This is a genomic window from Mesorhizobium sp. P2_E9 (genome assembly GCF_056403815.1).
This window is the reverse complement of sequence record NZ_JBFUET010000020.1, coordinates 66,480-88,616: the sequence shown is the minus strand read 5'-3', so window position 1 is coordinate 88,616 and position 22,137 is coordinate 66,480. Positions and strand designations below refer to the sequence as shown.

The following is a 22,137-nucleotide window of genomic DNA, read 5'->3' as shown; positions in this document are numbered from 1 at the left end:
TTGCAACATCGCAAGATCGTCGTGGTTCTGAAGGGCTATCCGCGGCTGTCGGAAACCTTCATCGCTCAGGAACTGCTCGGTCTGGAGCGTGCGGGGTTCGACCTGATACTCGTCGCGCTCAGGCGGCCGACCGACGCAAGACGCCACCCCGTGCATGACGAGATCAAAGCGCCCGTCCATTATCTGCCGGAATATCTGCATGAAGAGCCGTTGCGCGTGGTTCGCTCGCTGTTTGCTTGTCTGCTGCGGCCGGGCTTCTGGCGCGCTCTCGGATCGCTGGCGGCCGATATCCCCCGTGACTTTACGCGCAATCGCGCGCGCCGCTTCGGGCAAGCGCTCGTGCTGGCCGCCGAATGGCCGGAAGACGCGGGTTGGCTGCATGCACATTTCGCGCACACGCCGGCATCGGTGACGCGCTATGCCAGCCAGCTTCGTGGCCTGCCCTGGAGCTGCTCGGCCCATGCCAAGGACATCTGGACTTCGGCGGACTGGGATCTGGTTGGCAAGCTTGCCTCGGCGCGCTGGACGGTCACTTGCACGAAAGTCGGTTTCGACCGTCTGAAAAAACTCGCTAACGGCAACTCGTCTGTGCATCTGAGCTATCATGGGCTCGACCTTGATCGCTTCGGCAGTTTCGGCGAGACGCGGAAACAGCATGACGGCTCGGCGCAGGACGAACCGGTTGTCGTTCTGAGTGTCGGGCGCGCCGTTAAAAAGAAAGGTTACGATACCTTGCTGGAGGCCCTTGCCCTCTTGCCTGGTGATTTGGCGTGGCGTTTCGAGCATATCGGCGGCGGCGAGGAACTGGAAGGGCTCAAGGCGCTGGCGCGAAAGCTCGGACTGGATGGTCGCGTCTCTTGGAAAGGCGCGCTTGCGCAGGAGGAGGTGCTTGAGCACTACCGCTGCGCCGACATCTTCGCCCTGGCCTGCAGGATCACCGCAAATGGCGACCGGGACGGTCTGCCGAATGTTCTGGTGGAGGCGGCTAGCCAGCGGCTTGCCTGCTTGTCGACCGATATTTCCGGCGTGCCGGAGCTTCTATCGCCGGATGAAACCGGGCTGCTGGTTCCCACGGAAAACCCGATTGCCCTGGCACAGGCGCTGGAGCGCCTGATCCGTGATCCCGTGCTGCGCGCCCGCCTCGGCGACGCCGCAGAGCGGCGCGTGCGCGGCAATTTCGATCATGTGGCAAGCATTGGACAGCTCAAGGACCTGTTCGAGCGGGAGTGGCGGGCCGCCGAATGAAGCGGCTGCGCGCTTTCTTCTATGTCCAGCACCTGCTCGGCATCGGCCATCTCGCGCGCGCCAGCCGCATTGCGGCTGCTCTGGCCGATGACGGGTTTGAGGTAACCGTCGTGACCGGCGGAGCGCCGATCGCGGGGTTTCCGGGACCGGGTGTAAAATCTGTAACTTTGCCGCCTATCACCTCCGGAGATGAAGGATTTTCCGGGCTTGTCGACCTGCTGGGCAAACCCATCGACGATGATTTCAAGGAATCGCGCTCCGGGATGTTGCTGCAGGCATTTCGGGATTGCAGGCCTGATATCGTCATTGTCGAGGCGTTTCCATTTGGGCGCCGGCAGATGTGTTTCGAACTCTTGCCGCTGATCGAGGCCATCGAAGCGACATCGCCCAGACCGCTTTTGGCGACGTCCGTGCGCGACATCCTTCAGGAGCGCGTCAAGCCGGGCCGAAACGAGGAAACGGTCGATCTCGTCAACAGGCATTTCGACCTTGTCATGGTTCATGGCGATCCGGCTTTCGCAACCATCGACAAGACATTTCCACCGGCCGGGGCGATCAGGGCCGAGGTCGCCTACACAGGGCTCGTTGCCGCACCGCGGGCGCCCGCGGCCTCCGAGCACTTCGACGTTCTGGTGTCGGTTGGCGGCGGGGCTGCGGGAAAGAGCCTTGTCCGATCCACCATCGCAGCGGCGCGCAATGCCGACAACGCCTGGAAATGGTGTCTGATCACCGGCCCGAACCTGCCGAAAGACGAGTTTGACGCGATTGCAGGCGATGCCACCCCGGGCCTGTCCATCTTCCGGTTCCGCGAGGATTTCGCCAGCCTGCTGGCTGGCGCCCGGCTGTCGGTCTCGCAGGCGGGCTACAACACGGTCTGCGATATCCTGCGCGCGGGGTGTCGCTCGCTGCTCGTTCCCTTTGCAACCGGCGGGGAAACCGAACAGACGGTTCGCGCCCTGATGCTCGAAGAGCTCGGTCTTGCAACGGTACTGACGGAAAAGGACCTGACGCCTGAAGGTCTGGCGCAAGCGGTTAAACAGGCGCTTGCGGGGCCAGCGCCAACCTCGCATAGTCTCGATCTGGAAGGCGCGCGTCGCTCGGCGCAGATTCTGCGCGACCGGTATCGAACCTGGTCCCCGAGATCCTGACGCGGGCCGCGTCTGGGTTCGATTCGCGCAACGCGCTTCAAACAGTTCCAATGAGCATGAAGCGCGTGTATTTTTTTGTCGGCAGTTCGCCGGAGAAGCTGATCTCCCGCAGCGCCGCCATGGCTTCGAAGGCTGCAAGTGAAGGCACGCAGTTGATGTGCGTCGGCTCGCTGAAATAATCGTTCGATTGCAGCAGCACATTCGTGCCTCGCGGAAGCAGGACAAGCCAGGCGCTGAGATCGGCTATGTGTTCGCAGCTCGTGTTGATCACCAGGTCGGGCCGCCCGGCCGCATAGTCTAGTGCGTACATATCTTCCGTCAGCGCCCGGAAGCGGTCGCCGGCTTCCCGATTTAGGGTCCGTGCGACCGGCCCGACTTCGGGATCGATGTCGATGCTGTCGATCGCCGCGATGTCGAAACGGGCGTCGTTGAAAAGCATTGCCGGCAATACACCGTACCATCCGCCCAGAACCCATATGCGCCCGAACCGGCCGCCGTCGCTTTCGAGCAGCTTGTCGAGCGCCCACATCTTGCAGGCGACCTGCTTGTGGTTGAAGGCGTTGGCGATATCGGCCGTCGGATGCTTGGCGATGACGCGCGCCAGCCCGGCCACGAGAGGGTGGTTGACATAGGCAGCAATTCCCCGCGTGAGGTCCAGGGTTTGCTCGTGCCCGTCCATGCCGGCATTGCGTGGCTGCGTGACATCCATCATATTCGTCTTGTATGGTGGGATTTCGGGCGACACAACGCAATCTTGCCCCCGCAAGGCTGTTTGATCCGCGGACATGATTATGCTGTTAGTCGCTTTGCCATTTCCCGGTGCCGGAGAGAGCCGGTTGCCTCTGTCCGGATCATCGGCGCCCTGCGTGCACTGCAGATTCGGGCTTGTGGTTGGCGACCAAGACATTGCCGACACGCCACGCGTCGGCAGGTCCTTTTTCATCCTGAATCCTTCTACCTGAAAGACCACAGTCGCATATGGAACCCAGCCTAGCCCGCTATATCTGGACGCACACCAGGAAACAGCAGCTCTGGATATTGATGATCGTCGTGCTTTCGATGATCCCGTATTTCATGTCCTTCGACCTGCCGAAGCTGATCGTCAACGGCCCGATCCAAGGCAAGGGCTTCGAGCAACCGGGCGCGACCCAGCCATTCATGAGGCTACACTATGACTTGCCGTTCATTGGCGACGTCCTGTTCTTCTCCGGTTTTCAGCTCGGCCGCAAAGCGACACTGCTCGCCCTGAGCCTTGTGTTCCTGTTGCTCGTCGTCATCAACGGCCTGTTCAAACTCTATATCAACACCTACAAGGGCCGCCTCGGCGAACGCATGCTACGGCGAATCCGCTTCGAACTGGTCGATCGTGTGCTGCGGTTTCCGCCGATTTACTTCAAGCGTGTGAAATCCGCCGAAGTGGCGACCATGGTGAAGGACGAGGTGGAGCCGCTGGGCGGCTTCATCGGCGATGCCTTCCTACAGCCAGTGCTGCTCGGCGGCCAGGCGCTGACGGCCATGCTGTTCATCTTGGTCCAGAATCTCTGGCTCGGAATGATAGCGTTCGTGATCGTGGTGATCCAGATCGTGCTCATCCCGCGAATGCGGCGGCGGCTGATCGTGCTCGGGCGCCAACGGCAATTGACGGCGCGCGCGCTTTCGGGCCGGGTTGGCGAAATCGTCGACGGCATTGGCGCGGTTCACGTCCACGATACATCAAACTACGAGCGCGCCGACATAGCAGCCCGGCTCGGACTGATCTTCAAGATCCGCTTCGATCTTTACCAATGGAAATTCATGGTAAAGTTCCTGAATAATTTTCTCGCGCAGATCACGCCCTTCCTGTTCTACATGATCGGCGGGTACCTAGCCATCGCCGGGCGGCTGAACGTCGGCCAGCTCGTGGCCGTGATCGGCGCCTACAAGGACCTGCCAGGACCAATGAAGGAACTGATCGACTGGGATCAGGATCGGCAGGATGTCCAGGTCAAATATCAGCAGGTCGTTGAACAGTTCACCGTCGAGGATCTCATCGCGCCGAGAATCGGGGCATTGACGGTCGATGATCCCGGTCCGATGACCAACCCCTTGTCGGCGGTCAGTTTGTCCATAGCAGACGATGGCGGCGCAATGCTCCTCGACCGCATCTCCCTGCAGGTCAAGCCGGGTGAGACGGTGGCGCTGGTCAGTACCGCTACAGGTGGCGCGGAGGCGCTTGCGGAAGCCTTCGCGCGGCTGAACTGGCCGGACAGCGGAAGGGTCGTTTCGGGCGCCGATGACCTGCTTGAACTTCCCGAAGCCGTGACAGGCCGGCGCATGTCCTATGCCTCGTCGGATGTTTTCCTGTTCCACGCAAGCCTCCGCGACAACCTGCTCTACGGCTTGAAGCATGCGCCGCTGACATCGGTGCCTTATGAGGGCGCCGCGGCAGACCAGCAGCGCTGGAACATCGCCGAGGCGCATCGGTCGGGCAATCCGGATCTCGATGTCCACAGCGACTGGATCGACTATGCTTCTGCTGGCGCCACCGGCCCGCACGACCTCTTTGAGGCCGTGCGCCGGGTGCTCGACGCGGTTGTTCTGTCACGCGACATTCTGGATCTTGGCTTGCGCTCTTTGGCCGACCTCAAGCGCCACACGGAGCTTGCCAAGCGGATTGTCGAACTGCGTGCGGCGCTGCGAACCCGGCTGGAACAAGAGGGGCTGAGTGGACTGGTGGTTCCTTTCGAACCGGGCGCCTACAACAAGGAAGCAACGATCGGCCAAAACCTGCTCTTCGGCGCTGCCTCCGGCCTTGCCCTGGCCGACAAGGCTCTGGCGGCCGATCCCTATTTTGCTTCCGTGCTGAAGCAAGCCGGCCTCGACGGCATACTCTACGGCATGGGCATGGAGATCGCCGAACAGACGATCGAGCTGTTTGCCGACCTGCCGCCCGATCACCAGTTCTTCCAGCAGCTCGCCTTCATGAGCGCCGAGGAGATACCCGCCTACGAGACCTTGCTGCAGCGGCTCAAGAACCGTCCCTACGAGGTGGTTTCGGAGGCCGACCGCGCCATGATCATCACCTTGAGCTTTGCCTATATCGAGCCCCGGCACCGCTTCGGCCTGCTGAGCGACGAGTTGATGAGCAAGATTGTCGCCGCACGCAACCAGTTCTATGAACACCTGCCGTCCGAGCTGCAAGATGCGGTCGAACGGTATGACCCTGCCAAATACATCGCCGCGGCCACCGTCATGGACAATGTCCTGTTTGGGCGTCTGGGCAACAACCATCCCGACGCGCCGGACCGCATACGCTCCATCGTCTATGACATTCTTGACGAGCTGGGGCTTTACGCCGAGCTTCTGGATGTCGGCCTGGACTTCGACGTCGGCGCCGGCGGCAGGAGGCTGACCGGTGGACAGCGACAGAAGCTCGATGTTGCCCGGGCCCTGCTCAAGCGTCCCGATTTTCTCATTCTCAACCGGCCGCTGTCGGCGCTCGACCAGCGCATGCAGGACAAGGTGCTGCGAAACGTGCTCGAGGAAGCCAGACGCGACGACCATTCGCCGGCAATTATGTGGGTCGTGACCAATCCGGCAATGGCGATGATGTTCGATCGGGTTATCGTCTTCGACTCGGGTCAGTTGGTGGAAGACGGAACACACGAGACACTTTTGGCAGAGAACGGTATCTTCAAGGAACTTCTGTCATAGTCTGGCAAACGCGAATTGTGGGAAGGTTTGCGACAATGCTGCTCAAGGATGAAGTTGGAATGCTGCAACGCGTTCCCCTGTTCTCCGGCATCGAGCCGGCAAAGCTCAAGCTGCTTGCGTTCACATCCGATCGTGTGAACTACAGCGCCGGTCAGATCCTCTTCCGGCAGGGCGACGAGGGCGACGCCGCCTATGTCATCCTTTCAGGCAAGGCGGATATTCTGGTGGATTCCGACAGCGGGCCGATAAAAGTTGCCGAACTGCTCCCGAATTCAATTGTTGGCGAAATCGCCATATTGTGCAACAGCTCCCGCACGGCCACCGTCAGAGCGGCAACTCAGCTGGAAGCCCTGAGAATCCGCAAGGATCATTTTCTAAGGCTTATGAAGGAGTTCCCGGAAATGACCATCGAGATGGTGCGGGTTCTTGCCGATCGCCTAAGCCATACGACCGCGGATCTGATCGACGCGCGGAGCGCCAAGTAACGAGTGATGTGCGCTTAAGCCTCGCCGTCGTGATGGCACTGCCTATCATGGCGACGGGACTGCGAAGGGGTTGCAGCATGGACGACAACGTTTTCCTGGTCAGATTTTGGGGCGTGCGCGGCAGCATTTCGGTATCGGGGCCAGAATTCTCTCGCTATGGCGGCAACACAAGCTGCATTGAGATGCGATGTGGCAAGCATACGCTTCTGTTTGACGCGGGATCCGGCCTGCGGCCTGCCGGCGGGGCGCTTCGGGCGTCGGGCGTGACCGATTTCGACCTGCTTTTCACTCATTGCCATTACGATCACATCATCGGGCTGCCGTTTTTTGCGCCGATCTATGACCGGAGCGTCAAGGTTACGCTTTGGTCGGGGCATCTTGCAGGACGCATGACGACCCGGCAGATGATCGATGAGTTCATACGGCCGCCGTGGTTTCCGGTGAAACTGGAAGTCTGCAAGGCAAGCCTCGACTGTCGCGATTTCGTGTCCGGAGACGTGCTTCGGCCGCGCGAGGGGGTGGTGGTACGAACCGGCAGTCTTGTCCATCCGGGCGGCTGCATAGGCTACCGGGTGGAATGGGCCGGCCGCGTCGTGGCGGTGATCACAGACACCGAGCATGAGCCGGACAAGCTCGATCAGGCGGTGCTCGGCCTGATCGAAGATGCCGACCTCGTCATTTACGACTGTACCTACACTGAAGCGGAAATGGGACGCCGCCGCGGTAACGGGCACTCGACATGGCAACAGGGCGTCAAGCTCTGTGAGGCGGCCGGTGCGCGGGGGCTCGCGCTGTTTCACCACGATCCGTCACGCACCGACGAGGAACTGAAGGAGATCGAAAAGCTGGCCAAAGACAGGTTTGCCGGTGCTTTTGCCGCGCGGGACGGCCAGACGCTCGAATTTCCAGTCGCATTGCACAAAGGGCGCTGAGTTATTTTGCTTCATGTCTGTTTTGACGCGATTCCCAGGGGAAAGGCCTATGCGCTTTTCCCGGCAAAACCGCTCACACTTTTCTTGGAATTGCTTTCGCGGCGCTGCGCCCGATCAATGTCCGGATCGGAAGCCATGCGCAGGCTTCAGCCTGTGCGGTGACTGCTAACAGCCGTTCGAGGAAAAGCCAGGCCGATTCATCATGGACGAGATGATGGGTGAGCAGGCCGACTGGTTCGCCTCCGTCGAATGCTTGCTGCAATTGCGCGACGATGGCCTGAACCAACAGGCCATGGTCGCGGCAGCGGCGCGTGCCATGCCAATCCATGATGTCGACATTGCTGTTGATGACCGCCAGGGAAGCCGGCTTCGGCGGCCCGAAGACCGACAATGCTGCAAACCCTATCGATCCAAGGTCGGACACTAGGCCGGCGTCGATCCTGTTCCAGGGCGGCACCAGCATCGGAACGGCACGTGCGCCGTGCAGTCCGGTTATGTGCGACAGTCCGCGAGCCAGATCATCGAGCACCGCCTCGCGTGGCCGATGCGCACCGAGCTCCTGCTTTTTCTGGTCCTCGGGCGCATGATTTCGGTGCGCCCAGCCATGGATGGCGACCGTGGCCTGCGGTGCTTCGTCAAGCCGGACGACAAGCTTCTCGTCGGTCTGGGACGGAATGACGGCCAGAGTGACCGGAACCGCGAATTCACCGGTGAGGTCGAGCAACCGATCAAGCGCCGGCGTCGGATCCACGGCGTCGTCGTCGCGTAGCCAGAACTCCGCCTTGCGGCCCGCCCGTTGCCGGCGCGCCAGTTCTTCCACCAAGGGCTGCCAGATCGGATCGGTTGTCATGAGACCGGAATCTTCTTGAAAAGGTCGGCCAGACGCGCCGCCGCGCCACCGAGGGAACGTTCCTCGAGGACGAAACGCCTGGCTTCTGCGGCCATCATGGTTCTTTCGTCGTTACGGGTCAGAAGCCTTGCAATGGCGAAAGCGAACGCCGCGACATCGCCCGGCGGGGTGAGAAACCCGGTCTGGCCATCCCGCACGACCTCCGGCACGCCGGCGATCTCCTGAGCCACCACCGGAAGGCCGGCGGCCTGTGCTTCAAGATAGGCAACGCCATAGGCCTCGCCGTAACCCGGCCAGACGTAGATTCCCCCGCTGTAAAGAACATCCGGCACGGCGGCCGGCTCGATCGCGCCAAGCCATTCAATACGGTCGGCGGGCAAGCCGGCGAATTGCGCTTTGACCTCGTCACGGGCAGGCCCGTCCCCGACGACCGACATGGTCCAGGGCAGGTGGCCGATCGAGCCGAGGGCTTGCGCCAGCATGCGATAGCTTTCGACTTTGTCGCCCGGGCGCATCATGGCGACGGTAACGAGGCGCGTCGGACAACTCCGTGACGGCATGTCGCGGAATGCCGATGTGTCGATGAAGGGCGAAAGCATATCGAAAACGGCCTGGGGAATCGCATCTGTCAGCCCCTGGCGATCCCTTTGGGTGAAGCAGATGTTCAGCGCCGCCTTTTCGATGGCTCGCGCCACCAAGCCTTGGCTATCGGCCCACAAGCCGGCGTTGCGTCGCCTGGAATAGGAGGCTTCTGCTGTCACATAGGGGACAGCAAAGGTCGACGCCAGCTCGGGCCCGATCAAGTCGGGCGCCTTGTAATAGGGATGGTAGGTGAACCAGAGATCGGGCTTGCCGTCACGATGCCAAAGCTTGGTCAGCCGCGCGGCTTCGTCTGCGGCCTCGATCTTGAGCGCATCGAAACTTTTCTGCTCCGGCTGGCGTAGATAGAAGCGCAACTCAGATGCCAGTTCGACGCTATGCCCTCCGTGCTCCAGCGCCTTGACCAGCATCCGTGCCATCTGGCGGTCGCCGGAGACGACGGGATGATTGGGTGACTTCAGCGGCGCGTAGAAGGCAATTCGCATCGCGCGACCCTATCATCGGAAAGCCTGCGCAAGTCAATTTCGAAGCACGATCGACTTCACCTTCAAGCGTTGGAATGTGCTATCTAATGATCATGGAAACAGCTGTCGCGTCCGACCCGTTTGTCGGTTCCTTGCCAGTCTTCGCAAAGTTCGAAAGCGTTGCCGATATCGACAATTATCGGCCTCTGCCCGATGGCTGGGCGCTGGCCACCGCCGACATTGTCGGCTCGACCAAGGCGATCGAGGCGGGGCGCTATAAAACCGTTAATATGGCCGGCGCCAGCGTCATTTCGGCGCTGCTCAATGCGCTGGGCCGGCAAGATCTTCCCTATGTCTTCGGCGGCGACGGCGCAATCGTGGCGTTTCCCGGCTCGGCGCTTGAGATCGCCCGCAACGCGCTGGCTTCTGTCCAGAGATGGGTGGCGGACGAACTGGACCTGACCTTGCGTGCGGCAATCGTGCCGATAAAGGACATAAGAGCGCAAGGCTTCGATGTCCGCGTGGCAAGGTTCCAGGCCTCCGAAGCGGCCTTCTATGCCATGTTCGCCGGCGGTGGCGGCAGTTGGGCGGAAGCCGAGATGAAAGCCGGGCGCTACCGCATCGACCCTGCGCCGGCCGGCGCGCGGCCGGATCTGACCGGCCTCTCCTGCCGCTGGAACCCGATCGAAGCCCGGCACGGCGAAATCGTCTCGATCATAGCCATACCGGGGGCTTCGCGAGACTTGCGCGGTTTTCAGTTTCTGGCGTCCGACATCATCGCCCTTGCCGGCAGGCAGGAGCGTGATGGCCACCCGGTGCCGGTGGACGGGCCGGCCTACAGTCTGTTGCCCGCCGGCCTCGATGTTGAGGCGCGGGCCACTGCGCCGCCAGGATGGCGGTGGCGGACCAAGCTGTGGGTGATGTTCCTGATGACGCTTACGGCCGTCACCGATAGATTTGGCTGGACGATCGGCCGTTTCGATCCGAAGGTCTACAAACGCGAGGTGGCCAGCAATTCGGATTTCCGCAAGTTCGACGACGGCTTGAAGATGACCATCGATGTTGACGCGGATGTCTTACACCGGATCGAGAACCGGCTGAAACAGGCGGAAGAGGCGGGCATTGGCAGCTATGGCCTGCACCGCCAGAAGTCGGCCTTGATGACCTGCCTCGTCATCTCGCCGCTGCAGCCCGATCATGTTCATTTCATCGATGGCGCCGACGGCGGCTATGCGATGGCTGCCGCAAGCCTGAAGGCGAAGGCGCCGGTCCAATGACGGCTTGCGGAAATCGATTTTCGGCAATATGCCTCGGCCATGGTTCTTTGGGACCCGGTGAGCCTCGCCATGGGCGCGGGTAGTCTGTCCGAATTGACGGGAAAGCAGTTTTTTGGACGCCTCACGATCGACATATGACCGTCTTTTGAACCGGATTTCGACGCGCGCCGCGCAAGTCGGCGTGATCGGACTGGGCTATGTCGGGTTGCCGCTGGCGGTTGCGATCGCACACGCCGGCTTCCAGGTTTCCGGCTTCGACATCGAAGCCCAGAAGGTCGAGAGCCTGAACAACGGCCAATCCTACATCGAGGCGGTGACGTCGACAGCCCTTGCCAGCCAGGTGGCGAGCGGACGGTTCCGCGCCACCGCGGACTTTGTCGAACTGGCCGTCTGCGATGTCATCATCATCTGCGTTCCGACACCGCTGACGAAACACCGTGAGCCAGACCTCTCCTTTGTCAGGAACACGGCAGGCACCATCGCGAAGCATCTGCGTGTCGGCCAGCTGATCGTGCTGGAGTCGACCACCTATCCCGGCACCACTGACGACGTGGTCAAGCCCATACTGGAAGAAACCGGCTTGCAGTCGAAGATAGACTTCTTCCTCGGCTTCTCGCCCGAACGCGAGGATCCCGGCAACCGCAGCTTTGTAGTCGCGACGATCCCCAAGGTTGTGGCAGGCGACGGCATTGAAGCGGCGACGCTCGTGCAGGCTTTCTACCAGAACGTGGTCGAGACCGTCGTCCCGGTTTCCAGCACGGCGACCGCCGAGGCGGTCAAGCTGACGGAAAACATCTTCCGCTCGGTCAATATAGCCCTCGTCAACGAGTTGAAGGTCGTGCTCGGTGCGATGGGCATCGACATCTGGGAGGTGATCGAGGCGGCAAAGACCAAGCCCTTCGGCTATATGCCTTTCTATCCTGGCCCGGGACTTGGCGGGCACTGCGTCCCGATCGATCCCTTCTACCTGACGTGGAAGGCGCGCGAATACGAACTGCCGACCCGCTTCATCGAGCTGGCGGCGGAGATCAACACGGCCATGCCGCGTCATGTGGTCGATGAACTGGCGAAGGCACTGGACCGGCGCTGCGGCAAGGCGCTCAGCCGCTCGCGCATTCTCATCATCGGGCTAGCCTATAAGAAGAATGTGCCCGACATCCGCGAAAGCCCCTCACTGCGGCTCATTGAACTCATCGAGGAATGGGGCGGCAAGGCGGAATTCCACGATCCGCATGTTACCGAGATCCCGACCACACGGGAGCATATGGCGATCAAGGGGCGTTGCTCGGTCGAATTGACCGAGGCGGCCTTAAAGGATTTCGATGCTGTCGTCGTTGCAACCGACCACGACGCGATCGACTATCAGACGATCGCTGATCACGCCCTTCTGATCGTCGACACGCGCAATGTTTTTGGCCGCCTCGGGCTGGTCCGAGAGACGGTGGTGAAGGCCTGACGGCGTCTGAGCCGGGGAATTTTTTTGCCCGATGTCAGGATCGGGATTGCACTCCGCCGGCAGCCTCGCCACATACCGGCTCTAAGAGATAGATGCAGCTGCGCCTGCTCCCTTGCCTGCAAGGTCAGTCACTCGGAAATTCTTCGCCGGCTTTGCCGGCGAAGCCGGCTTCATTGACCTCGAGGGTGTGGCGGATCAAAGGAGATGGCTCGTCCTCGACGGGTCCGAGATAGCATGAGCACAGCGAAAGCAGAAATTTCCGCCATTCTCATGGATAAGGTTGCCGATTGGCTGAACCAATCGGCGCTGGCGGGCAGCGACCTGGAAACATTGGTAAAGGGCTTCTGCGAACGGCTGGCTGCTGCCGGGCTGCCGCTGAAGCGAGTGCATTTGAGCTTTTCGATGCTGCATCCGCTTTATGACGCGCTTGGCTTCACCTGGTTTCGTGGCCAGGGCATAGAAGTGGAAGGCTTCCGCGCCGAGCCTGGCGGACCGTCCGATAGATTCCTGACCAGCCCATACTACCATCTGCTCAGCAACAAGCTCGACCATCTGCGGCGCCGGCTTGACCCGTCGGTGCGGTCAGAGTTTCCTGTTTTCGATGACCTCAGTCGTATGGGCGTCACCGATTACATGGCTTTCGTCCATCCCTTCAACGGCGATACCAGTCAGGGCATGATGGGGTCCTGGTCCACCGACAGTGCCACAGGCTTCAGCGACAGCATGATTTCGGCGCTGCTGCGCATCCAGAGCCATCTCGCTATCGCAACCAAGATGGCGGTGCTCACCAAGCTCGCCGACAACATGATGACCACTTATCTCGGCGGCGACGCCGGCAGGCGCGTGCTGGACGGCCAGATCAAGCGCGGCGAGGGCGATACAATCCGGGCCGCGCTGGTCATGGGCGATATGCGCGGATCGTCAAGGCTAGCCGAAACCTCCGGCCGCGAAATCTATATCGATACGCTGAACCAGTTTTTCGACGCCGTTGCCGCACCTTTCAATCGCAAAGGCGGGCAGATCATGAGTTTCATAGGGGACGGCTTCATTGCCGTCTACCCTTGCGAAAGGCACCGCTCGCAGTCCGAAATCGCCTGCCAGGCTGCTCTTGCGGCCGCGAACAAGGCCACCTCGCGCATGATGGATCTCAATCTGCGCAGAAAGGAGCAGGGGCTGGGCGACATACAATTTGGTATCGGCCTGCATGTCGGTAATGTGATGTTCGGCAATGTCGGGCTTACCGACCGGCTCACATTCTCTGTCTTCGGCTCGGCTGTAAACGAGGTCCAGCGCCTCCAGACCCTGACCAAGAAATACCCGCACAGCGTTCTCGCCAGCGAAGAGTTCGCCAGCTACTGCGGTGCCAACAACTGGCTGACGCTCGGCAAGGAGGAACTGCGGGGCATCAAGCAGAAGCTGACGGTGCTTGCACCCGATCTGTCGGGTGCTCTCGCACTCGATGAAGACGGCGCGCTGGAACCGGCTCACGACCGAAGATCGGACGCCGAGCAGGTGATGCTGCTTCATCGCGATGCCGCGCGGATATCGGCGGGCGGCCCGAGGAAGCTCCAGTAACCGCCACGATCCAGTCCTAACGCCTTGGTATTCAGTCCGATCGCCGGCTCCGCCGGGGAACTCGTTTCGAATCCAAGTTGCTCTAGGCTGGCAATGCGCTAGTCTCGCTTTCTGGGCCGGCCGACTGGCAGGCCTCCAGAGTGGGGCTGGTGTGAGAATGAATCCAGGCGTTGATCTGCTGCGGATCGAGGATGTTGGCATCTCTTTTGCCATTATCGGGGGGCCGTTGCACGCCGTCAGGCGCGCAAGTCTTCGCGTCCTGCCCGGCAAGGTTACCGCGCTTGTGGGCGAGTCAGGTTCGGGAAAATCGGTTCTCAGCCAGGCCGTGATGGGCATTTTGCCGAACACGGCCCATGTTCGCGGCCGTATCCTGTTTTCCGATCCTGAAAAGCCCGGCACGACGCAGGATATCCTGCAGATGCCACGTGATGGACCCGAAATCCGGGCGTTGAGAGGCAGCCGCATCGGCAAGATCTTTCAGGAGCCGATGACATCGCTGTCGCCGCTGCACACGATCGGCAACCAGGTCAGCGAATCCCTGCAGATTCATACGCCCATGGCTCGCGTGGAGCGCAAGGCGCGGACCGAGGAAATGCTTAGCCTTGTCGGATTTCCCAATCCCAAGCGCGCCTATGACATGTATCCGTTTGAACTTTCGGGAGGATTGCGTCAGCGCGCCATGATCGCCATGGCCCTCATCTGCCGGCCCGCTTTGTTGATCGCCGATGAGCCGACGACAGCGTTGGACGTCACCATCCAGGCGCAAATCCTGCAATTGCTGCGCGGGCTTCAGACCAAGCTGAACATGGCGATGCTGCTGATCACGCACGACCTCGGCGTGGTCGCCAATGTCGCCGACGAGGTGGTGGTCATGTACCATGGCGAGATCATGGAAGCGGGACCTGTGGAGGCGATATTCCGCAGGCCAGGCCACCCTTACCTGAAGGGCCTGATGGCAGCTGTTCCGCATTTCGACCTGAAGCCTGGCGAAAGGCTGAAGGCGCTCCGCGAGGTGCCGGTCAATGTCGAGAACCTGCTCGGTAAGCAGACGGCGCCGGCATCGAAGGGGCCGGACGACATCCTGCTGTCGGTCAGGAATCTGAAAAAGGTCTTCACCACCCGCAAGGCCGGATGGTTCGGCGGGCATCAAACCTCTGTTCGCGCCGTGGACGACGTGAGCTTCGATATCAGGCGGGGTGAGTGCCTGGGTCTGGTCGGCGAAAGCGGCTCCGGCAAAACCACCGTCAGCAAGATCCTGATGCGGGCTGTCACCCCAAGCGGCGGCTCCGTGGTCTTCAACGGCCGCGACAGATCAATCGACGTCTTGCAGGCCGAAGGAGACGCCCTGCGCATGCTGCGCGCGAAAATCCAGATGGTCTTCCAGGATCCGGTCTCGTCGCTTTCACCTCGCATGACGGTGGAGAACATCTTGAGTGAGCCGCTGGAAATCCATCAACGTGGCAATGCCGCGTCGCGACTCGCCACCGTCAAGAGCCTGATGCAAGCAATCGGGCTCGATCCGCGCTTCATCAAGCGTTATCCGCACAGCTTCTCCGGCGGGCAGCGCCAGCGTATCGGCATCGCGCGCGCGTTGGCGCTGGGGCCTGAACTTCTGATCTGCGACGAGCCGGTTTCAGCGCTCGATGTCTCGGTCCAGGCGCAGATCCTGAACCTTCTGAAGGACCTGCAGAAGGAACTGGGCCTGACCTACCTGTTCATATCCCACAATCTGGCGGTCGTGGACTATATGGCGGATCGCATCGCGGTGATGTGTGGCGGGCGTATCGTCGAGCTAGCGCCGCGCGAAATTCTGCTTAGGAAACCGGTCCACCCCTATACGCGCTCACTGGTCGCCGCAGTGCCTTTCCCCGATCTCGACAGGCTGATGGATTTCAAGACGCTGAAGCTCGGGGGCGCTTCCGATACCAGCGCATGGGGACCGCAATTCCGCGACGAGGGCGACGAGGATGTGCTGTCGCCGCTCGATCTTGGCGGCGGCCACCTCGTGCTGGCCCGACGTTCGGCCGATGTCAGAGAACTACGCCATTGATCAGCCGCCGCACAGTCCTTGGTCTCATGGCTTCGGCATTTCTGCCGGCCACGTTGCGCGCCGCCGATCTGGAGCCGGAATTTCTTCAGCCGCAGTTGAAGGCCAGGGCGCTGCCCGCACTCGCCGAACGCCTGCCCAAGAGCCCGCGAGCGTTGAATCTCGCTGCGATGGGCCGGCAGCCCGGCCAGTATGGCGGCACGCTGCGCACGATCATCGGCAGCCAGAAAGATATCCGGATGATGACCATCTGGGGGTATGCTCGGCTGGTCGGCTATGACGAAAAGCTCAACTTGCAACCCGACATTCTCGAAAGTTTCGATGTAGCGAATGATCGCGTCTTCACGTTCAAGATACGGGAAGGACATAAATGGTCCGACGGCAGCCTGCTGACGCCGGAGGATTTTCGCTATTGCTGGGAAGATGTCTGGCTGAACGATGAGCTTTCGGAAGGCGGGCTCGCCCCGTCCCTGCTGGCGGACGGCAAGCCACCGCGCTTCGAGATCGTCGATCCATTGACGGTCCGCTATAGTTGGGATGCGCCCAATCCCGACTTCCTGCCAAAGCTCGCCGCTGCTTCGCCGCTACCGCTTGTTCTGCCGGCCGTCTATCTCAAGCAGTTCCACAAGAAATACCAGGATCCATTCCGGCTCGCCGGGCTGATGAAGGAGTACCGGGCCAAGAAATGGACGCTCTTGCATATCCGCATGTCGCGGCAGTATCGTCCGGAGAACCCGGAGCTGCCCACGCTGGATCCCTGGCACAACCGGACCAAGCCACCGGCTGAGCAGTTCGTCTTCGAGCGCAACCCATTCTTTCATCGAATAGACGAAAATGGCCGGCAACTGCCCTATGTTGACCGGATCGTCATGAATGTCAGCTCGTCGGCGATCATTTCCGCCAAGACCGGTGCGGGCGAGAGCGATCTGCAATGCATGGGAATTGACTTCGCCGATTACTCCTTCCTGAAGGACGCGGAGAAGCGCTACCCGGTGAAGATGCATCTGTGGAAACGCACACAGGGCTCGCGGCTGGCGCTGCTGCCCAATCTGAATTGCGCCGACCAGGTGTGGCGTGGCCTCTTCCGTGACGTGCGCGTGCGCCGGGCGCTTTCGCTCGCTGTGGACAGGCGCGAGATCAATATGGCCGTGTTTTACGGATTGGCGCAGGAAAGTGCCGATACGGTCCTGCCGGAGAGCCCGCTCTACCGGCCGGAATTCGCGAAAGCCTGGGTCGCCCATGATCCCGATAAGGCCAATGCGCTGCTCGACGAGGTCGGGATTCAGAGGCGTGACGATGACGGCTTGCGGATACTTCCCGACGGACGCCCGGCGCAAGTCATCGTGGAAACGGCCGGCGAAAGCACCCTGGAAACCGACGCGCTCGAACTCATCACCGATCACTGGCGCAAGATCGGCATTGCCCTGTTCATCCGAACTTCGCAGCGAGACATTTTCCGCAGCCGCGCGCTTGGCGGCGAGATCATGATGTCGATGTGGTCGGGCATCGACAACGGCGTGCCGACCGCCGACATGAACCCGTACCAGTTGGCCCCCACCGTCGACGACCAGTTGCAATGGCCGCTCTGGGGTGCTCACTACTTGTCTCATGGCACGGTCGGTGAGGCCCCGGATCTTCCGCCCGTGGTCGAGCTGATGGCTTTGCTCAAGCGCTGGAACGCATCGACCGAAGCCGCGGAGCGCGCCGAAATCTGGAATTCAATGCTGTCGATCTACACCGATCAGGTGTTTTCGATCGGCACGGTGAACGCAACGCATCAGCCGATTCTGGCGTCCTCGCGGCTGCGCAACCTGCCTGACAAGGCGCTCTACGGCTACGACCCGACTGCCTATTTCGGTGTCTATATGCCGGATACATTCTGGCTTGGAGAGACCTGAGCGTGCTTCGATACATTGTCTGGCGCATCGCCGTGATGGTTCCAACGCTGCTGGTGATATCGGCGCTGGTGTTCACGATCATCGAACTTCCACCAGGCGACTATTTCGACAGCTATGTTGCCGAGCTTCGAGCCCAGGGCGAAGCGGTGGATTCCGACCGCATCCAGATGATGCGCAAGGAATATGGTTTCGACCAGCCGCCGGTCATTCGCTACTTCTACTGGGTCGGCGGGATGCTGCATGGCGATTTCGGCTATTCCTTCGAATATGAGCTGCCGGTTCGCGACGTCGTCGGCGACCGAATGTGGCTGACCGTGCTGGTTTCCTTCGTCACGATCATCGTCACCTGGCTCATCGCCTTTCCGATCGGCATGTACTCCGCCACGCACCAATACAGCTGGGGCGACTACGGCTTGACGTTCTTGGGCCTTCTCGGCCTTGCCATTCCGAACTTCATGCTGGCCCTGATCCTGATGTATTTCGCCAACATCTGGTTCGGCACGTCCATAGGCCATCTCATGGACCAGCAATATCTCGGCGAGCCTATGAGCTGGGACAAGGCGAAGTCGATCCTCGCCCATCTCTGGATCCCGGTCTTGATCATCGGCACCGGGGGCACGGCAAGCATGATCCGGCGGCTGCGCGCCAATCTGCTCGACGAGTTGCACAAGCAGTATGTCGTGACCGCGCGCGCCAAAGGCCTTCATCCCTTCAAGGCGCTGGTCAAATATCCGCTGCGCATGGCGCTCAATTTCTTCATCTCCGACATCGGCTCTATCCTGCCGGCCATCATCTCCGGCGCCGAAATCACCGCGATCGTGCTGTCTTTGGAAACGACCGGGCCGATGCTGATCAGGGCGCTGCAGAGCCAGGACATGTATCTGGCCGGATCGTTCCTGATGTTCCTCGCCTTCCTGACGGTCATCGGTGTGCTGATTTCCGATCTGGCGCTGGCGCTGCTTGATCCACGAATCCGCTTGCAGGGCGGCAGCACCAAATGAACACGCAATCGCCGCTGCCCGCTCCGGGCGCTCCACTGCAACACTACGTTTCCGTCGCGCCCTTTGACCTGCAGTCGGTCGAGGCGATGACGCCGGAGCAATCGAAGGTCTATCAGGCGTCGCAGTTGCGGCTGATGTGGTGGAAGTTCCGAAAGCACCGGCTTGCCGTCGTATCCGGCATATTCCTGGCAGCGCTTTATTTCGGGATACTGATCTGCGAGTTCCTGGCGCCCTACAATCTGCACACGCGCAACATGGACTACATCTATTCGCCGCCGCAGCGTGTGCACCTGTTCCACAACGGCCAGCTTGTCGGGCCGTTCGTCTATGGCCGCCAGATGACGCTGGATATGGACACGCTCAAGCGGAACTACGTCGAGAAACAGGATGATGTTCAGCGAATCCGTTTCTTCTGCAAGGGCGACAGTTACCGGTTCTGGGGCCTGATCGAAGGTGACAGGCATTTTGTCTGCCCTGCCGAAAACGGCCAGCTCTTTCTGGCCGGCACCGACAGGCTGGGGCGCGATGTGCTCTCGCGCATCATCTATGGCGCACGCATTTCACTGACAATTGGCCTCGTCGGCATCAGTTTCAGCTTCCTCCTCGGCATTGTCATCGGCGGACTGGCCGGCTACCATGGCGGTATCTTCGACCTGATCGTTCAACGGATAATCGAAGTTCTGCAATCGATCCCCAGCATTCCGCTGTGGCTGGCTCTGGCTGCGATCATGCCGATAACCTGGAGCCCGATCCTGATCTATTTCGGCATCACCGTCATCCTCGGGCTGATCCACTGGACCGGACTGGCTCGGGCCGTGCGTTCCAAGCTTCTAGCCTTGCGCGAGGAGGATTACGTTCTGGCCGCGCAATTGATGGGCGCCAACAGCAGCCGCATCATCGGGCGGCATCTCATTCCCGGCTTCATGTCGCATCTGATCGCGACGGCGACGATCTCCATACCCGGCATGATCCTGGGCGAGACGGCGCTGAGCTTCCTCGGGCTCGGCCTGAGGGCGCCGACAACCAGCTGGGGCATCCTGCTCACCGAGGCACGCAGCGTCAGCGTGATCGCTTTCTATCCATGGCTGCTTTTGCCGATGCTCCCCGTCATTCTCGTCATCATGGCGTTCAACTTCTTCGGCGACGGCTTGCGGGACGCCGCAGACCCCTACAAGTGACATCGCTATTCCGCCGCGTGCCGGGCCGCCGCCCCCATCCTGTATGCTCCTTGTCGGCAGCCTGTTCGGTTATTGCGGTGTTCATCGTTCGCCTCTATATGCGGCGGGACTTGATCGGGCTTAACACGTCGCCCTCGGGTTCTGCCCGCGACCCGTTCCGGTCGTGGACAATGCCGATCTCTTGGGCTGGTTCAGGACACACAAACGCATATGAGTCGCCTCGAGAGCTTCATCCGCAGGATGACCGCACAGCGCGACATTCTCGATCAGGTCTGCGCGGAGGTGGCGAAGATCGAGGGCCCCGTGCTCGAACTCGGCCTCGGCAATGGCCGGACGTTCCATCATCTGCGCGAGCGCCTGCCCGGACGCCGGATCGTGGCGTTCGACCGCGCACTTGCCGCACACTCCAGCTCTATTCCCGAAGCTGAAAACCTGGTGCTCGGCGACATTCGCGAGACGGCGAGCAGGTTCATTGGCATCGACGCCGCTCTTGTTCATGCCGACATCGGCACCGGCTATGAAGATCGCGATGCAGTGATCTCCACCTGGCTTCCGGATCTGATTGCGCGCCTGCTTCGCGTCGGCGGCTTCGCGGTCAGCGGTACGCCGCTCGATCACCCGCTATTGCTACGCCTCCCGCCGCCGCCTTCAGTGCCCCTCGGCCGTTACTTTATCAGCAGGCGCGTGTGAGGGTGGAGACGAGTCTTCCGGGACCCAGTCTTCAAGGGATCGTATATACTGCTATCTCCCGCTCAATGCCACGCAGCGAGACCTCGTGAGGCACGGGCGTCAACGCGTTCCTGCGCAACAGATCGGCGGTGAGATTGTCGTCGACCACCGCACGAGTGGCGAAGATCGCCTGCGTGGTGGCAAGGTTCTGGACCCGCGAAGCAATGTTGACCGTCTGGCCGAAATAGTCCTGTCGCTCGTTCATAGACACGGCGATGCAGGGGCCGGCATGGACTCCGATCTTGAGCAGCAGATCCTCGCGCCCGCTCTTGTCGTTGAGCGCACGCATGGCATCGCGCATCCTGAGGGCCGCGGCAATCGCACGATCAGGCGTCGCGAAGGTCGCCATCACCGCATCGCCGATCGTCTTCACCACCGCGCCTGCCTCCGCCGCGACGATCTCGTGCAGAACCTGGAAATGCGCGCGTACGAGATCGAAGGCCGAAAGGTCGCCCACCCGCTCGTAAAGCGCGGTCGATCCGCGCAGGTCGGTGAACAGGAAGGTCAGGCTGGTGATCTTCAGGCGCTGGTTGATGTCGAGCGTATCCGCGCGATAGAGATCGCGAAACGTCTGGTTGGTGAGCAGGCGCTTGGCGGTGAGGAAGGGCCGGCGTTTGCCCAGGAGATCATGCAATGCCTGGCCGGCGATGAAGACCGTCGGCAGCACGCGGGTGTCGGTCCTGTTTTCCAGCGAAATACGCAACGGGCCGGGTTGCATCTCCAGCGTCTGGTTCTGGACATGGTCGCGGTCGAAGACCAAAGACAGGCTTCGGCGCTCCTTTGTTGGTTCGCCCTTGACGTCGATGAACTGCGCTGAATGGGTGACCGGCTCAAAGACGATGATGAATTCGGACGGAAGCTGTATGGGCAGAACCGCCTTTTCACCGGGTGCAAGCTCGATATCCTCCAGCGAGAACGCTTCGATCGTTTTCGCGAAATCCTCATCCGGCAGATCGACGCCTGACGCCCAGTAGATCTGGCGGAAATATTCCATCAACGGCAGTTCGTGTGGATTGTGGGCGGCAATCCTGCGCATGCGGGGACTGACGGTGAATGTCACCTCGACCATCTCGTCGAGGGTCGGCGAATAGCCCTCGGAGCACAGCGCGCAGGTGTATTCGTCCTTCTGCAGGGTTTTCAGCGTGGCGTTGGTGTCGAGCACGCCGCCACAGCCGGGGCACAGAACATTCCAGGAAATGTCGAAGATGCCCACCCGCGCCGCATGGAGAAAGGCGCCTATGGCGCGCTCCTCGTCGAGGCCATGCTTGCTGGCGAAGGCCAGCGCATTGATGCGGCAAAGTTCGCGGTCCTCGCCCTCCGCGATGGTTCGCTTGATCGCATCGATTGTCCGTGGATCGACATCGGTCGATTGCCGCAGAAGCGAGAACAGATCCTGAGCTTCGTTCATTGTGCAGGCTCCGGAAAATGCGCCTCCCGAGGCGTGTTGACCGGACCGCTCCTTGGTCCGAGTGATTCATTTTACGTCGAAACGGATCGTACGGCTATTCGAATAGACAAGCCTGGTGACAGCTCGATTTCCATCCGACCGCAAGCGGCAC

At 61.0% G+C, this 22,137-nt stretch carries 17 protein-coding genes; 13 read left to right on the top strand and 4 right to left on the bottom strand.

Annotated elements, in window-relative coordinates; genetic code table 11:
• The gene (locus tag AC1D05_RS30090; protein ID WP_477445777.1) at positions 1 to 1,245 is read left to right on the top strand and encodes a glycosyltransferase; all 1,245 of its coding nucleotides are present in this window, start codon (positions 1 to 3) and stop codon (positions 1,243 to 1,245) included.
• Positions 1,242 to 2,393 (top strand): glycosyltransferase family protein, encoded by a 1,152-nt coding sequence (locus AC1D05_RS30085; protein WP_477445775.1) that lies wholly within the window; start codon positions 1,242 to 1,244, stop codon positions 2,391 to 2,393. The genes AC1D05_RS30090 and AC1D05_RS30085 overlap by 4 nt, the downstream gene beginning before the upstream one ends.
• 37 nt (positions 2,394 to 2,430) lie before the next feature.
• Here the strand turns inward: AC1D05_RS30085 and AC1D05_RS30080 are convergent, their stop codons facing one another.
• Complete coding sequence (locus AC1D05_RS30080; protein ID WP_477445833.1) at positions 2,431 to 3,102, bottom strand: class I SAM-dependent methyltransferase; 672 nt, start codon at positions 3,100 to 3,102, stop codon at positions 2,431 to 2,433.
• Positions 3,103 to 3,371: 269 nt separating this feature from the next.
• Between AC1D05_RS30080 and AC1D05_RS30075 the strand changes: the two genes are divergently transcribed.
• From AC1D05_RS30075 to AC1D05_RS30065, 3 genes are all read left to right on the top strand, one after another.
• A complete protein-coding gene (locus AC1D05_RS30075) occupies positions 3,372 to 6,086 on the top strand; it encodes an ABC transporter transmembrane domain-containing protein (RefSeq protein ID WP_477445773.1) in 2,715 nt (904 codons plus the stop codon).
• A gap of 35 nt (positions 6,087 to 6,121) precedes the next feature.
• Positions 6,122 to 6,571 carry a cyclic nucleotide-binding domain-containing protein gene (locus AC1D05_RS30070; protein ID WP_027031343.1) on the top strand — a complete coding sequence of 150 codons (450 nt, stop codon included), beginning with the start codon at positions 6,122 to 6,124 and terminating at the stop codon, positions 6,569 to 6,571.
• 77 nt (positions 6,572 to 6,648) lie between these two features.
• The gene (locus AC1D05_RS30065; protein ID WP_477445771.1) at positions 6,649 to 7,503 is read left to right on the top strand and encodes an MBL fold metallo-hydrolase; all 855 of its coding nucleotides are present in this window, start codon (positions 6,649 to 6,651) and stop codon (positions 7,501 to 7,503) included.
• A gap of 73 nt (positions 7,504 to 7,576) precedes the next feature.
• On the opposite strand, the gene AC1D05_RS30060 is transcribed toward AC1D05_RS30065, so the two are convergent.
• A complete protein-coding gene (locus AC1D05_RS30060) occupies positions 7,577 to 8,353 on the bottom strand; it encodes a polysaccharide deacetylase family protein (protein ID WP_477445769.1) in 777 nt (258 codons plus the stop codon).
• Entirely contained in the window at positions 8,350 to 9,438 is a 1,089-nt protein-coding gene (locus AC1D05_RS30055; protein WP_477445767.1) for a glycosyltransferase family 4 protein, read from the bottom strand. Before AC1D05_RS30055 ends, AC1D05_RS30060 begins: the two co-directional genes overlap by 4 nt.
• 74 nt (positions 9,439 to 9,512) lie before the next feature.
• On the opposite strand from AC1D05_RS30055, the gene AC1D05_RS30050 reads away from it, so the two are divergent.
• The 8 genes from AC1D05_RS30050 (at position 9,513) to AC1D05_RS30015 (ending at position 20,539) form a co-directional block, all read left to right on the top strand.
• Positions 9,513 to 10,694, top strand: a complete 1,182-nt coding sequence (locus tag AC1D05_RS30050; RefSeq protein WP_477445765.1) for a DUF3095 domain-containing protein — start codon at positions 9,513 to 9,515, stop codon at positions 10,692 to 10,694.
• Between the two features lie 112 nt (positions 10,695 to 10,806).
• Positions 10,807 to 12,150: a nucleotide sugar dehydrogenase gene (locus AC1D05_RS30045; protein WP_477445763.1), complete on the top strand. Its 1,344-nt coding sequence runs from the start codon at positions 10,807 to 10,809 to the stop codon at positions 12,148 to 12,150.
• A 234-nt stretch (positions 12,151 to 12,384) separates the two neighbouring features.
• Positions 12,385 to 13,725, top strand: coding sequence for an adenylate/guanylate cyclase domain-containing protein (locus AC1D05_RS30040; protein WP_477445761.1), 1,341 nt, complete (start codon positions 12,385 to 12,387; stop codon positions 13,723 to 13,725).
• A gap of 157 nt (positions 13,726 to 13,882) precedes the next feature.
• Positions 13,883 to 15,775, top strand: coding sequence for an ABC transporter ATP-binding protein (locus tag AC1D05_RS30035; RefSeq protein ID WP_477445759.1), 1,893 nt, complete (start codon positions 13,883 to 13,885; stop codon positions 15,773 to 15,775).
• Positions 15,772 to 17,670, top strand: a complete 1,899-nt coding sequence (locus tag AC1D05_RS30030; RefSeq protein ID WP_477445757.1) for an ABC transporter substrate-binding protein — start codon at positions 15,772 to 15,774, stop codon at positions 17,668 to 17,670. Before AC1D05_RS30035 ends, AC1D05_RS30030 begins: the two co-directional genes overlap by 4 nt.
• 2 nt (positions 17,671 to 17,672) lie before the next feature.
• Positions 17,673 to 18,671 (top strand): ABC transporter permease, encoded by a 999-nt coding sequence (locus AC1D05_RS30025; protein ID WP_464614488.1) that lies wholly within the window; start codon positions 17,673 to 17,675, stop codon positions 18,669 to 18,671.
• A complete protein-coding gene (locus AC1D05_RS30020; RefSeq protein WP_477445755.1) occupies positions 18,668 to 19,849 on the top strand; it encodes an ABC transporter permease in 1,182 nt (393 codons plus the stop codon). Before AC1D05_RS30025 ends, AC1D05_RS30020 begins: the two co-directional genes overlap by 4 nt.
• Before the next feature lie 210 nt (positions 19,850 to 20,059).
• Positions 20,060 to 20,539 (top strand): class I SAM-dependent methyltransferase, encoded by a 480-nt coding sequence (locus AC1D05_RS30015; RefSeq protein WP_477445753.1) that lies wholly within the window; start codon positions 20,060 to 20,062, stop codon positions 20,537 to 20,539.
• A 31-nt stretch (positions 20,540 to 20,570) separates the two neighbouring features.
• On the opposite strand, the gene AC1D05_RS30010 is transcribed toward AC1D05_RS30015, so the two are convergent.
• On the bottom strand, positions 20,571 to 21,986 hold the full coding sequence (locus AC1D05_RS30010; RefSeq protein ID WP_477445751.1) for a DUF5939 domain-containing protein: 1,416 nt from the start codon (positions 21,984 to 21,986) through the stop codon (positions 20,571 to 20,573).
• Between the last annotated feature and the right edge of the window lie 151 nt (positions 21,987 to 22,137).

Excerpts from the sequence above, each read along its gene's own strand:
- AC1D05_RS30035 (WP_477445759.1), top strand. The coding sequence starts at position 13,883 with ATGAATCCAGGCGTTGATCTGCTGCGGATCGAGGATGTTGGCATCTCT.
- AC1D05_RS30040 (WP_477445761.1), top strand. The coding sequence starts at position 12,385 with ATGAGCACAGCGAAAGCAGAAATTTCCGCCATTCTCATGGATAAGGTT.
- AC1D05_RS30010 (WP_477445751.1), bottom strand. The coding sequence starts at position 21,986 with ATGAACGAAGCTCAGGATCTGTTCTCGCTTCTGCGGCAATCGACCGAT.
- AC1D05_RS30075 (WP_477445773.1), top strand. The coding sequence starts at position 3,372 with ATGGAACCCAGCCTAGCCCGCTATATCTGGACGCACACCAGGAAACAG.
- AC1D05_RS30065 (WP_477445771.1), top strand. The coding sequence starts at position 6,649 with ATGGACGACAACGTTTTCCTGGTCAGATTTTGGGGCGTGCGCGGCAGC.
- AC1D05_RS30020 (WP_477445755.1), top strand. The coding sequence starts at position 18,668 with ATGAACACGCAATCGCCGCTGCCCGCTCCGGGCGCTCCACTGCAACAC.
- AC1D05_RS30050 (WP_477445765.1), top strand. The coding sequence starts at position 9,513 with ATGTGCTATCTAATGATCATGGAAACAGCTGTCGCGTCCGACCCGTTT.
- AC1D05_RS30085 (WP_477445775.1), top strand. The coding sequence starts at position 1,242 with ATGAAGCGGCTGCGCGCTTTCTTCTATGTCCAGCACCTGCTCGGCATC.
- AC1D05_RS30070 (WP_027031343.1), top strand. The coding sequence starts at position 6,122 with ATGCTGCTCAAGGATGAAGTTGGAATGCTGCAACGCGTTCCCCTGTTC.
- AC1D05_RS30015 (WP_477445753.1), top strand. The coding sequence starts at position 20,060 with ATGAGTCGCCTCGAGAGCTTCATCCGCAGGATGACCGCACAGCGCGAC.
- AC1D05_RS30060 (WP_477445769.1), bottom strand. The coding sequence starts at position 8,353 with ATGACAACCGATCCGATCTGGCAGCCCTTGGTGGAAGAACTGGCGCGC.
- AC1D05_RS30055 (WP_477445767.1), bottom strand. The coding sequence starts at position 9,438 with ATGCGAATTGCCTTCTACGCGCCGCTGAAGTCACCCAATCATCCCGTC.
- AC1D05_RS30080 (WP_477445833.1), bottom strand. The coding sequence starts at position 3,102 with ATGGATGTCACGCAGCCACGCAATGCCGGCATGGACGGGCACGAGCAA.